Below are 13258 nucleotides of genomic sequence, written 5' to 3'. Positions count from 1 at the left end.
ATCGCAGTGCCGCCGATGCCCTTGATCCGAACGTGCATCTGCCAGCCTCACTTATGCTCCGGTTTTACTCCGTGGAGTGCGGGCTAAAGGCTGCGCTCGCAAAACGCGAAGATCTTGTGTCGATTGCCGATGAACCGCGCTACATCACACACGATCTGCGGGTTCTATTGAAGGAACTCAATGTCCCGGCCACCCACGCGGACGCGTTGGACAATCGCCGAGCAATTGACGCCTTCGGTGGCATAATAGCCCTCAGATCGATTCATGAAGCTTGGCGTTATGGACGCACGCTTCATGGCGACGACAACAAGGAGGCCGGAGACGCGCTGGACGCCCTCCACGACTGGTGCAAAGAGGAGTTGTAAATGCTCGATGATAGGGGACCGTCGCTACCTCCGCGGATCTTTACATGGGTTGATGCGGAACAACATCTGCAGCGATTGTTGCGCTTGCAGCAATGGCCGGATTGGCTCCAAGAAGCTGATGGGTTCTGGGATGCACTCGTTCTACGGACCAGTGCCGCCGTCAATGCGGCTGAGGCATCCGCTTGGCTTGAGTCAGTGTTCGGCATTCAGTCGATCGACCGCACGGGCGAAGCGCCACAGCTACGCCTTCAGGGCACAAGGGAAGGCGCCTATTCGGATCGAGCGCTACCGATCGTTGTCGAGCTGGCAAACTCGGAAGTAGCCACAGGCCGACGAACGCCGACCTGGGCGGTCCGGCGCGTAGCTCGAACTAGCACCGATTCCATCACGCCATCGTCTCGCTCCCTTCCCTCGAATTTGCAGTTTTTGGCGTTCCATTCGTACAAAGGCGGCGTAGGGCGTACCCTCCACGCAGTAGCAGCAGCACGCGCAGCGTCGGGAGATGGAAAGCGCGTGCTCCTCGTTGACGGCGATTTGGAGGCACCCGGCATCTCGTGGATGTACGAGCAGGAAGGCCGAGAGACCGCTTTCGCGTACGAGGACTTCCTGGCTCTTGTACATGCTTCTCGCGTCCCTAATCACGAGGATGCGGTAGCGATCGCTGCCGAGCAGATCACAAATCAGTCGATTGCCGATGTCTACTTCCTGCCCGCACGCCGCGATCTCACGCGCGTCGACCCGGCACGCATAGAGCCCAACAATCTTTTCACGCCAAGGACATCGCCATTCGTCCTGACGGATACTCTCGCCGATCTCGCTGTCCAGCTGGGTGTCGATGTCGTGATTGTCGATCTCCGAGCGGGAGCCTCAGAACTTGCGGCCTCCCTTCTCCTCGACGCGCGGCTCAAGCACATCTTCGTGACAACCGTGAGCGAGCAGTCGGTACGCGGCGCAATTCAGATTATCGAAGCAGTTCGAAAACTCGCTCCCAAACGTGCTGCGGATCCGCTTGATGCGACCCTGATCTCGCAATACCGGCGCGGGCATCACGATGTCCTCGTCGAAGGCGTCGCCGCGATGCTTCAAGAAGCCCTATCTCCGGCAGGAACTTCTGACGCTTCCGACGTGCAGATTGACTCGACGCTACTTTCGGAGCCAATCCTCTCACCCTTCAAAGAAGATCTCTTGGGCCTTCCTGCGGCTTGGTCTGCAGTCACGGCGAGAATCGACGACGCGGGCTTGCAGTTGGTTGTAGCCGACCTACTAGTCCGCACGGCGCATCTGCAATCGACCGATGCCGATAGCCCTTCCAGCCGCGCAACCTCTCCCGTACGTGAAGCACGGAAGGCCGTAACGGAACTTGCAGATGCTCTAGTCTTCGCCGAAACCGCAAATGGGAGCGAATTCCTCCCGACCGATTCGATGGAGCGCTTGCTTGAAGCGCACAGAACCGAAGCGCCCATTTCGGTAGTGATTGGCGCGAAGGGTGCGGGCAAGACTTTCACGCAGCTACAGATGCTCTTCAGAGACACCTGGAGTGCATACGCCGCGGAAGTCGGGATATCCGGAGTACGTCTGGATCATACATTAATACCCACTTTAGTGTCTCGCAATCTGCAAGATGCCACCGCTCAACGAGTTGCTGATTTGGCTCGCGATCGGGCCAATTCCCTTGGGGGCACCGCATCGGATGGGCTGTCTATAGCAATAAGTGATGCTGTGAGCGATGCGCTCGGTCGTGGCGAGAGTTTCAGCGATTCCGATTGGCGCCGACTGTGGCTTTGGTGCTGCGCGCGTAGCGCTGGTTTTGATGTCTCACCCGAAACTGTCGAACAGCAGTTAATCGAGGCGTCGGTGAATCACCGAGCAATATTCCTAATCGATGGCCTTGAGGACTTGCTCCAGTACGTGGCGTCAGACTCATCGCAGCAGCGAGCGCTGCGGGTTCTTCTTGTTGACACGCTCGATTGGCTGCGCGCCCTGCGAGGTCGCCCGTTCGGCCTCATTGCCTTTGTTAGACGCGACCTCGTACAAGGTGCAGTCGTTCAGAACACTGGGCAATTCTTCGCTCGATACAGAGACTACGAGCTTCGATGGAATCCGTCAGAGGCGCTCCGCTTGGCCCTGTGGGTCGTTTCGCGCGCTGCCCCACAATGGGCCATACCACAAGATCAGATCCTACGAGCGACTGAAGGTGAACTTAGCGACGCTTTGATTCCAGTGTGGGGCGAGAAGATGGGCGGCGTCGGCTCCCGCGAAGCACGATCAGAGAACTGGTTCCTTGCGGCACTATCTGATTTTAACGCCCAGATTCAAGCTCGCGATATTGTGATCTTCATGCGCGAGTCGGCCCGATTGTCCGAGGGCGATTCTCGTTGGAATGACCGGCTGCTCGCTCCTGCAGCGATGCGAAACGCGTTGCTGGGCTGTAGCGACCAGAAAATTTCCGCGATGCAGCAGGAGAGCCCGCAGGTAGGCGAGGTGTTCGAGCGACTTAAGGAGCTCCCGGAGGCCCACCGGCAAATCCCCTTCAGACAGGAGGATGTCCGTTTGCAAAAGCATGAGATTGACCTCCTGCAGGCCAACGGCGTTATTTTCAGGGAGGAAGATCAGTTCTGGATTCCGGAGATTTTCCGTCATGGACTGAAGTTCCGTGCGATTGGTCGTCCACGAGTTTTGGCAATCGCATCCCTTATTCGTAAGCGATCCTCGCAAGGTGGATAAAGAGATTATGACTACAACCGCACGCCCGAAGCCCGACACCGTGCAGGATGCCGCGGCGACTCCCGACAAGGACCAGCCGTACGACGCGCTCGGCCTGAAGCCGGACGAGTACGCCCGCATCAAGGAGATCCTCGGCCGCCGCCCCACCTCGGGCGAGCTGGCGATGTACTCCGTCATGTGGTCCGAGCACTGCTCCTACAAGTCCTCGAAGAACTACCTCCGTCAGTTCGGCAAGAAGGTCACGCCGGAGATGACGAAGAACCTGATGGTGGGCATGGGCGAGAACGCCGGTGTCGTCGACGTCGGGAACGGCTGGGCGGTGACCTTCAAGGTCGAGTCGCACAACCACCCGTCCTACGTCGAGCCGTACCAGGGCGCCGCGACCGGTGTCGGCGGCATCGTCCGCGACATCATCTCGATGGGGGCACGCCCGGTCGCCGTCATGGACCAGCTCCGCTTCGGCGCGATCGACCACGAGGACACCGCACGCGTCGTGCACGGCGTCGTCGGCGGCATCTCGTTCTACGGCAACTGCCTCGGCCTGCCGAACATCGGCGGCGAGACGTACTTCGACCCGGTGTACCAGGGCAACCCGCTGGTCAACGCCCTGGCGGTCGGTGTCCTGCGGCACGAGGACCTGCACCTGGCGAACGCGTCCGGCGCCGGCAACAAGGTCGTGCTGTTCGGTGCCCGCACCGGTGGCGACGGCATCGGCGGCGCATCGATCCTGGCGTCCGACACCTTCACCGAGGGCGGCCCGACCAAGCGTCCCGCCGTCCAGGTCGGTGACCCCTTCGCCGAGAAGGTCCTGATCGAGTGCTGCCTCGAGCTGTTCCAGAAGGAACTGGTCGAGGGCATCCAGGACCTCGGCGCCGCGGGCATCTCCTGCGCCACGTCCGAGCTCGCGAGCAACGGCGACGGCGGCATGCACATCTCGCTCGACGACGTCCTGCTGCGCGACCCCACGCTCACGGCCGAAGAGATCCTGATGTCGGAGAGCCAGGAGCGCATGATGGCGGTCGTCCGCCCCGACAAGCTCGACGAGTTCCTGAGCGTCGTCGGCAAGTGGGAGGTCGAGACCAGCGTCCTGGGCGAGGTCACCGGCACCGGCCGTCTCGTCATCGACTGGCAGGGCCAGGAGATCGTGAACGTCGACCCGCGCACCGTCGCCGTCGACGGCCCGGTCTACGACCGCCCGGTCGCCTACCCGACCTGGATCGACGCGCTGCAGGCCGACACCGCTGCCTCGCTCGACCGGCCGGCCGACGGCCCCGCGCTCAAGGCGCAGTTCCTCAGCCTGCTCGGTTCGCCGAACCTGTCGTCGAAGAACTGGGTCACGAACCAGTACGACACCTACGTACTCGGCAACACCGCGCTCTCCTTCCCCGACGACGGCGGCATGATCCGCGTCGACGAGGAGACCGGGCTCGGTGTCGCGATCGCGACCGACGCCAACGGCCGCTACTGCCAGCTCGACCCGAAGCAGGGTGCACGCCTGGCCCTGGCCGAGGCGTACCGGAACGTCGCCGTCACCGGTGCCGTCCCCGCCGCGGTCACCGACTGCCTGAACTTCGGCTCCCCCGAGAACCCCGAGGTCATGTGGCAGTTCTCCGAGGCGGTCGAGGGCCTGGCCGACGGCTGCATGGAGCTCGGCATCCCGGTCACCGGCGGCAACGTGTCGTTCTACAACCAGACCGGCACCACCCCGATCCACCCGACCCCGGTCGTCGGTGTGCTCGGTGTCATCGACGACGTCGCGAAGCGCGTCCCGTCGGGTTGGCAGGACGACGGCCACAACATCTACCTGCTCGGCACGACGAGCCTCGAGCTCGACGGGTCGGCCTGGGCCGGCACGGTGCACGGACACCTCGGCGGTCGCCCGCCGGCGGTGGACCTCGGGCGCGAGAAGGAGCTCGCCGAGCTGCTCTTCGCCGCGAGCGGCGAGCAGCTGCTGACGAGCGCGCACGACCTGGCGGACGGTGGCCTCGGCCAGTCGCTCGCCGAGTCGGTGCTCCGCTTCGGTCTCGGCGCCCGCGTGGTGCTCGACGAGCTCGAGTCGCGCGACGGCGTCGACACGGCGACCGCGCTGTTCTCCGAGTCGACCGGTCGCGTCATCGTGACCGTCCGACGCGAGGACGACGTCCGCTTCCAGGGCCTCTGCGACGGCCGGGGCTTCCCGGTCCTGCGCATCGGCGTGACCGACGCCACGTCGAACGCGCTCGAGGTCCAGGGTGCGTTCACGGCGACGCTGGACGAGCTCCGGGGCACGCACAACGCGACGCTGCCGGCCCGCTTCGGCGACGTGATCGTCGAGGACGTCACCGAGGGGTACGTCGGCCGCGGGCCGCTCGACTCCGACGGTGCCTTCTCGCCGCGCACGGACTCCTAGGCCCGGCGGACACCGCGTGCCCATCGTCACCCTGCCCTTCGCGGAACTCGTCGACCGGTTCGGCCCCGTGCCGGACGGCATCGAGCTGGACGTGTGGGACGTCGAGGCGCCGTACGGTCGCCCGGACGACGTCGCCATCACGTTCCTGCCGTTCTACTTCGGTGGACGGCACCGCTGGCAGTTCGTGCACGACCTGCCGGCGCTCGAGCTCCTGCAGCTCCCGAGCGCCGGCTACGAGCACGCGGTGCCGCACGTGCCCGGTCACGCCCAGCTGGCGAACGGTCGGGGCATCCACGACGACGAGACCGCCGAGCTCGCCGTCGGGTTGGCGCTGACCTCGCTGCGGGAGATCTCGGCGTTCCAGGCCGACCGCGCGAACGGCGTCTGGGACGCCCGGGAGACCCGCTCGCTGGCCGACCGCCGGGTCACGGTCGTCGGGTACGGCGCGATCGGCTCCGCGATCGCCACCCGCTTCGAGGCGTTCCGCACCGAGGTCACGGTGGTGGCGCGCACCGCTCGCGAGCAGGACGGCCGCCACGTGCACGCGTTCGGCGAGCTGCTGGAGCTGGCACCGACGACGGACGTCCTGGTGCTCATCGCGCCCCTGACGGACGAGACCGAACGACTGGTCGACGCCGAGCTCCTCGCTGCCCTCCCCGACGGCGCCCTGGTGGTGAACGTCGCCCGCGGCAAGGTCGTCGACACCGATGCACTCGTGGCGGAGCTGCAGTCCGAGCGGCTGTTCGCGGCACTCGACGTCACCGACCCGGAGCCCCTGACGGACGGCCACCCGCTGTGGACGACGCCGAACACGGTGCTGACGCCGCACGTCGGGGGCAACACCGACCTGAGCGTCCCACGGTCGATCGAGCTGATGCGCCGACAGGTCGCCGCGCTGGCCGACGGTCGCCCGTTCGAGAACCTGATCGAGCGCTAGACCCGCCCGCGCCGAACCGGCGCCGATGCGGCGTCGGGCAGGCAACCGCACGCAGCCGTCAGGCGCTCAGGCGCTCAGGCGCTCAGAGCGTGACGATGCAGGCCGGGGTGCCGACGGCGATCTGCTCGACGGCCTCGCCCGGCACGCCGTCCGTACCGACCGGCAGCACGGCGATGGCGTCCGACCGTTCGTTGGCGACGAGCACGTACCCGGGCACCCGGGCGAAGTGCCGTGGCCAGGCGCCGCCGCACGACGCGGACCCGATGAGCGCGAGCCCACCGTCGGCGGCGTCGAGCACCACGATCCGGTCGCGGCCACGGACGGCGACGGTCACGAGTCCGGCGTCGTCGACCTCGATGTGACTGAGGAGCGACTCCCCCACCGCTCCCTCGAACGTCGGGGTCGAGGCGATCGTGACGAGCAATCCGGACTCGTCGCGGCGGAGTCGGTGGACCGCGCCGTCGAGCTCACCGGCGACGAACAGGTCGCCTGCGTACCAGGCAAGGTGCCGCGGACCCACACCGGCCGCCACGTGGTGCACGCGCAACGGCTCGATCGTGGGGACGCCGTCGGCCGACACGGTCACGCGGAACTCGTGCAGCGCGTCGCCGCCGAGGTCCGCGACGAGCACGGTGCCGTCCGGCGTCGCCACGGACTGGTGGGCGTGCGGCGCGTCCTGCCGGTCCTGCACCGGGCCGGTGCCGGCGGGGAGCGTCGCGACCGCGATCGCGGAGGCGGGGACGGCGAGCCGGTCGGTCCGTCCGTGCACGCCGTCGGCGGGCAGGACGACGCCGTCGCTCGCGAGCACCGAGGCGGAGAACGACTCGGCCGCCGCGAGCGAGATGGCGGTCACCGTGCCGGAGACGTAGTTGGTGACGACGAGCGCCCCGGACGGGTCGACCCGCACGTGACACGGGGCGTCTCCGCCGGCGGAGGCGTCCCACAGGTGTTCGAGCGCGCCGTTCTGCAACCGGAAGGCGGAGACGCCGCCCTCGTTCGTCTCGGACACGGCGTAGACACGGTCGCCCGAAACGGCGAGGAACGAGGGGTCGTCGAGCACCGCGACGGTACGAGCGCCCGCGCGGGCAGCGCCGCCGTCGACCAGGGAGACACCCGTCGCGTTCCCGCCACCGGTGGCCGTGTAGGAACCGACGAGCAGGGTCGGCAGGTCGACGCTCATTCGTCGCGTCCGGCGATGCGCTCGTGGTGGTGGATGACCTCGGCGACGATGAAGTTGAGGAACTTCTCGGCGAAGGCGGGGTCGAGGTGCGCCTCGGCGGCGAGGCTCCGGAGCCGTGCGACCTGGACCTGTTCGCGGTCCGGGTCCGCGGCGGGCATGCCCGATTCGGCCTTCAGGTGCCCCACCCGCTGCGTGTACTTGAAGCGCTCGGCGAGCATGTGGATGACGGCGGCGTCGATGTTGTCGATGCTCTGCCGGATGCTCCGGAGTTCGGCGACGGCCGTCGCTTCGGGCTCGGGCGGGGTGACGTCGTCGCTCATGCCCCGAGCCTACTGGCGGACGCGCAGCCGAACCCTGCCGACGCCTGCGAGAATGAGCACATGTCGGTCTTGCTCGTGATCTCGGGCGTGTGTGCGGTCCTCGCTGGCCTCGTCCACGTGTACATCTGGTTCCTCGAATCCATCATCTGGACGAGTCCACGCGCCCGCAAGGTGTTCGGCATCGCGTCCGAGACCGAGGCCGACGCGACCCGCTCCCTCGCGTTCAACCAGGGGTTCTACAACCTGTTCCTGGCGATCGGGGCGATCCTCGGTGTCGTGCTGGTGCTCGCGGGCAACACCGTGACCGGCTGGACCCTCGTGGTGTTCTCGACCGCGAGCATGCTCGGCGCCGCGGTGATCCTGGTCGGCTCCGGCCGCAAGTACCTCAACTCGGCGTTCAAGCAGGGCACGCTCCCCCTGATCGCCCTCCTCTTCGCGCTCCTCGGCTCCAGCTTCCCCGTCTGAGTCGTCCCGACCACACCGTCAGCCCCGAACACCCCGCGAAAGCGACAGGGTGCCGCCGAACATCGGCGGCACCCTGTCGCTTTCGCGGTGGAGGACAGGTCAGTCCAGGTCAGCCGAGCTTGTCCTCGAACTGGGCCGGCAGCTTGTCGAGCGCCCACTCGATCGCAGCGGTCGTGCCCATCGAGAACGCCGACGACACGTCCTTGTCGTCGAACACGATGTAGTGGCCGGCCTCGACCGACGGGACCTTCTGGAACAGCGGGTCCGACTCGGCCTTCGACGCGTCGACGTAGATCGGCAGCACCAGGGTCAGGTCGGCGTCGAGCAGGTCGAGGTTCTCGTCGGACAGCGTGACGGAGAACGCCTTGCCGGCCTCCTTGTCGATGGCCGACGGGATCGTGAACCCGAGGTTCTTCATGAACGACGAGCGGCTGTCGGTGGAGGCGTACGCGCCGAAGCCCTCGGAGCTGTACGCGCCGACGACGGCGGACTTGCCCTCGAAGTCCGGGTGGGCCTTGCGGGCCGCGGCGTAGGCGTCGTCGAGGTCGGAGAGCAGCTTCTTGCCCTCGGACTCCTTGCCGAGCGCCTTCGCGATCATCGTGGTCTGCTGCTCGGTCGAGGCGAGGTAGTTCTCGCCGCCCTTCGGGATCGCGACGGTCGGCGCGATCGCGGACAGCTTGTCGTAGCGGTCCTTGTCGCCCGACGACTTCACGTCGAGGATCAGGTCCGGGTTCAGCTTGAGGATGTCCTCGTAGCTGGGCTCGAGCGTCTGGATGATCTTCGGCGACTTCGTGTAGGCGTCCTTGAGCCACGGGCCGACGCCGCCGCCACCGAAGGCGAGCCAGTCGCTCGCACCGACCGGCTGCACGCCGAGTTCGAGGGCCGTCTCGGCGTCGCCCCAGCCGAGTGCGACGACGCGCTTGGGCTGCGAGTCGATCGTCGTGGTGCCGAGTGCCGTGGTGATGGACACCGGGAAGGCACCGTCGGACGACGACGCCGAGGACGACTCGGACGAACCGGAGCCAGAGGCACAGCCGGCGAGGACGAGGGAGGCTGCGACGACGGCACCCGCAGCGGCGAGGACACGTCGGAGACGAAGGGATGAGCGGATCACGAAGGGTAGCCTAACCTAACGGGGCGTACAGGAAATCAGCTGGATAGGCTGGGTGATCGTGGCCGTCCCAGATCCAGACCGCACGCGCCTCGCGGTGCTCGGCTCCCCCATCGCGCATTCGCTCTCCCCCACGCTCCACGAAGCGGCCTACGCCGCACTCGGGCTGGGGTGGTCGTACGGGAGGCACGAGGTCGCGTCCGGCGGGCTCGACGCGTTCGTCGCGGGGCTGGGTCCCGAGTGGCGCGGGCTGAGTCTCACGATGCCGCTCAAGCGCGAGGTGCTGCCGCTCCTGGACCGCACGACCCCGCTCGTCGACGAGCTCGGGGTCGCGAACACGGTCGCGTTCCGACGCGAGGGGTCCGCCGTCGTCCGCGCGGGCGCCAACACCGACGTCCAGGGACTCGTCCGCCCGGTCGAGGCCCTCGGACACCTGCCCGGCGAGGCGACGATCCTCGGTGGCGGGGCGACCGCGGCGAGCGCCCTCACTGCGGCGGTGCGGCTCGGGGCGTCGCTCGTGCGGGTGTTCCTGCGCGACACCGCGAAGGCCGGCGCGCTCGTGGAGCTGGCCGTTCGCCTCGGCGTCTCGCTCGAGGTCCTGCCGCTCAGCGACCTGCCCGGAACCCGCCACGGGTTCGTCCTGTCGACGCTGCCCGGCGGCGCCGCCGACCCGCTCGAGCTGGTGCCGTCGGGGTCGGACGCCGTGCTGTTCGACGTCGCCTACGAGCCGTGGCCGACCGCCGCCGCGTCGCGCTGGGCCGATGCCGGCGGCCGGGTGCTGAACGGCCTCGACATGCTCACCGAGCAGGCCATCGGGCAGATCCGTTTCTTCCTGACCGGTGACGAGGACGAACTCCTCCCCGACGAGGCCGCCGTTCGCCGTGCGATGCGCACCGCCGTCGGCCTGTCCGCCGTCATCAGCAGCTAGCCGACGCCCCGCGGTCAGCCGCGGGACCGCGCCTCGGCGTCGAGCAGGGCGACGGACACGTCCCACAGCCGGTCGGCCTGGTCCGGGTCGAGCGCCCAGGGCAGCACGCCGTGCAGGCCGTCCTCGATCCGCTCCACCACCGCTGCTTCGTGGCAGTCCTCGAAGTAGCGACCCGTGACCCCGTCGAGTTCGGGTGCGGTGGCGAGCAGGACCGAGGTCGCGGCTCCCTGCTCCGGGGACTTCACCGCGTCGGCCGCGGCGATCTTCGTGGCGGCCAGGACCTCCGGGTCCCAGTGCTTCTGCAGCCCGGTCCAGATCCCGCCGGGCATCAGGGCGTTCGCGGTGATGCCGTCGGCGGCCCACCGTCGGCCGGCAGCGACGGCGAACAGCACGTTGGCGGTCTTCGACTGCCCGTACGCGAGCCCGGGCTCGTAGCGACGTCGGCGGAAGAACAGGTCGTCGAACACGACCGGCGAACCGCCGTGTCCGCTCGACGACACCGAGACGATCCGCGCCGAACCCGAGGCCGCCAGTGCGTCGTGCAGCCCGAGCGCGAGGGCGAAGTGCCCGAGGTGGTTGGTCGCGAACTGCGACTCCCACCCGGCGGGCGTGTACGACTCGGGCGCGTCCATGATGCCCGCGTTGGCGACGAGCACGTCGAGCGGCCCCGACCACGCTGCGGTGAAGGCCTCGACGGAGGCCGGACGGTCCAGGTGCAGTTCGACGACGGCCGGTGCTTCCGCCCCCGTCGTCCGGGCGATGTCGTCCGCCACCCGTCGGCCGGCGTCGACGTCCCGCACGGCGAGCGTCACGCGTGCCCCGGCTCCGGCGAGTGCTCGGGCGGTCTCCACACCGATGCCGGACGCAGCACCGGTGACGATCGCCGTGCGCCCCGTCAGGTCGAGGCCGTCGACGACCTCGGCAGCCGTGGTCCGGTCGCCGAAGCGGGTGAGGTCGCGTTCGGGCATGTCGACTCCTGTCAGCTGGCGCGGTGCGGAGCCGTCAGGCGACGATCCCGTCCACGTAGAACCATCGTCCCTGCTCGCGGACGAACTCGCTCGTCTCCTCGAGCGTGCCGCGCTCGTCGTCGGAACGCCACCACGCGCGGAACGCGACCGTGCCCCGGGAGTCGAACGGGCCTCCCGAGGTCGTCGTCAGGACGTCCAACCGGGTCCAGCGCTGGGACGGGTCCAACTCGAGACCCGCCGGTCGCGTGCGCGGGTGCCAGGTGAGCAGCAGGTACTCGGGCAGGCCCAGTGCGAACGCGCTGAAGCGGGAGCGCATCAGGCGCTCCGCGGTCGGCGCGGCCGCGCCGCCGTGCAGGGGGCCGCAGCACTCGCCGTAGGGGTTGCCGCTCAGGCAGGGGCAGCGCGTCTCGTCGGTGACCACGCCGGAACGCTAGTCGACGATCGACAGCGTGACGGTGATGTTGCCGCGGGTGGCGTTCGAGTACGGGCAGATCTCGTGCGCACGCTCGGCCAGGCGCTGGCGCTGCTCCTGCGGCGCGGCCGGGGCGTAGACGTCGAGCTCGACCGCCAGGCCGAAGGCGCCGTTGCCGGTGCCGCCGATGCCGACCTCGGCGGAGACCTCGGCACCGGTGGTGTCGAGGTCGAGCTCCTTGCCCGCAGCGTGCAGGGCGCCGAGGAAGCACGCGGCGTACCCGGCGGCGAACAACTGCTCGGGGTTGGTGCCCTCGCCGCTGCCACCCATCTCCTTGGGCGGGCGGGTGTCCAGGTCGAGCCGGTCGTCCTCGCTGCGGACGTGCCCGTCGCGGCCGCCTCCGGTGGCGTGGGCGGCTGCGGTGTAGACGATGTCGAGACTCATGGAGTCGAGGTCATCGCGCTCACCTGGACGATCGCTGCACGTGCCCGGGGTACCGGGATCGGGCGTCGGCGCACGCTGGTGCCGCCGGGCGTGTCCGGGGCGGTGGCCGCGGCGGGTGCTACGGCGCACTTCGTGAGCAGAAATGGTCGGGTCGCGCGGGCGCACTCGACCATTTCTGCTCACGAAGTACCGACCGGCCGAGCCACTCCGCGTCGCGCGCGGGTAGACATGACACGTGTTCGGGATCGGGTGGCAGGTGTACCGGGAGCGGCTGCCCGCTCTCGTCAGCGTGCAGCGCCGCCGTCGCATCGTGCTCGTCGGCGGGATCGTGGCCGTCGTCGCACTGGCGGGACTCGTCATTCTCGGACTGATCTTCGACGACGGCTCCGTCCCCGTCGCCGCTGCGATCGTCGTGGCGGTGCTGTTCGCCTCCGGCATCGGACTCATCGGCACGTGCTTCGTACCGGTCGGGCCGAAGGGCTGGAACGTCCCGCCGATCCCCGGCATCGGCTGGCGCACCCAAGAGGCGATCTCCCGCTACTACCGCCGCAACCCTCCCGCCGTCGATCCGAAGCACCGTGAGGCCGTCCTGGACAGGATGCCCGAGACCCGCGACCTCCTGGTCCGGGCGGCGTTCCGCGGGTACCTGCTGCTGGGAGGGTGGGGGCTCGCGTTCCTCGCGACCGTGCTGCTCAACGTCTTCACGATCTCGGCGGACGACGACATCGTCGGTCTCTCCGCGGTCTGGATCCTCATCCCGGCGAGCGGCGCTGTCACCGCCATCGGGGGCATCCGCACCCTCGGCCGCCAGGAGCAGCTCCGCGTCGAGGCCGAGGCGCTCCCGCCCGTCCCGCCGACTCCGCCCGCCCGCGGCCGGCCCGGCACACCGAAGGGCAGCAAGCTCTCGCTGCCGGGCGACTGAGCCGTGTCCGCAGCGGCGCCCCGCCGGCCCGACTTCGTGAGCAGAAATGGTCGGGTGGCGTGACGGGACCCGACCATTTCTGCTCACGAAGCG

General features: G+C 68.2%; 13 protein-coding genes. 7 read left to right on the top strand and 6 right to left on the bottom strand.

The features are described 5' to 3' along the window. Positions 1-32: 32 nt before the first annotated feature. Genes ACGH48_RS03005 through ACGH48_RS02990 form a run of 4 tightly spaced genes read left to right on the top strand, consistent with a single transcriptional unit; the run spans position 33 to position 6415 of the window. Positions 33-365 (top strand): hypothetical protein, encoded by a 333-nt coding sequence (locus ACGH48_RS03005; RefSeq protein ID WP_396290139.1) that lies wholly within the window; start codon positions 33-35, stop codon positions 363-365. Then, entirely contained in the window at positions 366-3089 is a 2724-nt protein-coding gene (locus ACGH48_RS03000; RefSeq protein ID WP_396290138.1) for a MinD/ParA family protein, read from the top strand. Between the two features lie 7 nt (positions 3090-3096). Further along, positions 3097-5478, top strand: coding sequence for a phosphoribosylformylglycinamidine synthase subunit PurL (purL, locus tag ACGH48_RS02995; protein WP_396290137.1), 2382 nt, complete (start codon positions 3097-3099; stop codon positions 5476-5478). 16 nt (positions 5479-5494) lie between these two features. Then, on the top strand, positions 5495-6415 hold the full coding sequence (locus ACGH48_RS02990; protein WP_185021223.1) for a 2-hydroxyacid dehydrogenase: 921 nt from the start codon (positions 5495-5497) through the stop codon (positions 6413-6415). A gap of 82 nt (positions 6416-6497) precedes the next feature. Here the strand turns inward: ACGH48_RS02990 and ACGH48_RS02985 are convergent, their stop codons facing one another. Together ACGH48_RS02985 and ACGH48_RS02980 are read right to left on the bottom strand one after the other, a co-directional pair. Then, a complete protein-coding gene (locus ACGH48_RS02985; RefSeq protein ID WP_396290136.1) occupies positions 6498-7595 on the bottom strand; it encodes a lactonase family protein in 1098 nt (365 codons plus the stop codon). After that, complete coding sequence (locus ACGH48_RS02980) at positions 7592-7915, bottom strand: chorismate mutase (protein ID WP_111085595.1); 324 nt, start codon at positions 7913-7915, stop codon at positions 7592-7594. Before ACGH48_RS02980 ends, ACGH48_RS02985 begins: the two co-directional genes overlap by 4 nt. A gap of 60 nt (positions 7916-7975) precedes the next feature. Between ACGH48_RS02980 and ACGH48_RS02975 the strand changes: the two genes are divergently transcribed. Next, a complete protein-coding gene (locus ACGH48_RS02975) occupies positions 7976-8380 on the top strand; it encodes a DUF1304 domain-containing protein (protein WP_123310317.1) in 405 nt (134 codons plus the stop codon). 109 nt (positions 8381-8489) lie between these two features. Here the strand turns inward: ACGH48_RS02975 and ACGH48_RS02970 are convergent, their stop codons facing one another. Continuing rightward, entirely contained in the window at positions 8490-9494 is a 1005-nt protein-coding gene (locus ACGH48_RS02970) for an iron-siderophore ABC transporter substrate-binding protein (protein WP_396290135.1), read from the bottom strand. Positions 9495-9552: 58 nt separating this feature from the next. Between ACGH48_RS02970 and ACGH48_RS02965 the strand changes: the two genes are divergently transcribed. Then, positions 9553-10419 carry a shikimate dehydrogenase family protein gene (locus ACGH48_RS02965; protein ID WP_396290134.1) on the top strand — a complete coding sequence of 289 codons (867 nt, stop codon included), beginning with the start codon at positions 9553-9555 and terminating at the stop codon, positions 10417-10419. 14 nt (positions 10420-10433) lie between these two features. Here the strand turns inward: ACGH48_RS02965 and ACGH48_RS02960 are convergent, their stop codons facing one another. Genes ACGH48_RS02960 through ACGH48_RS02950 form a run of 3 tightly spaced genes read right to left on the bottom strand, consistent with a single transcriptional unit; the run spans position 10434 to position 12243 of the window. Then, entirely contained in the window at positions 10434-11387 is a 954-nt protein-coding gene (locus ACGH48_RS02960) for an SDR family NAD(P)-dependent oxidoreductase (RefSeq protein ID WP_396290133.1), read from the bottom strand. 34 nt (positions 11388-11421) lie between these two features. Continuing rightward, on the bottom strand, positions 11422-11808 hold the full coding sequence (locus ACGH48_RS02955; RefSeq protein ID WP_396290131.1) for a YchJ family protein: 387 nt from the start codon (positions 11806-11808) through the stop codon (positions 11422-11424). A 9-nt stretch (positions 11809-11817) separates the two neighbouring features. Then, positions 11818-12243, bottom strand: coding sequence for an organic hydroperoxide resistance protein (locus ACGH48_RS02950; RefSeq protein WP_123310325.1), 426 nt, complete (start codon positions 12241-12243; stop codon positions 11818-11820). A gap of 235 nt (positions 12244-12478) precedes the next feature. Here ACGH48_RS02950 and ACGH48_RS02945 point away from each other — a divergent pair, with 235 nt between their 5' ends. Then, a complete protein-coding gene (locus ACGH48_RS02945) occupies positions 12479-13165 on the top strand; it encodes a hypothetical protein (RefSeq protein ID WP_396290130.1) in 687 nt (228 codons plus the stop codon). Positions 13166-13258: the final 93 nt, after the last annotated feature.

Source organism: Curtobacterium pomorum (genome assembly GCF_044497295.1).
GTDB lineage: Bacteria > Actinomycetota > Actinomycetes > Actinomycetales > Microbacteriaceae > Curtobacterium.
The sequence above is the reverse complement of the archived record's forward strand: the minus strand, read 5'-3'. Positions and strand labels throughout refer to the sequence as shown.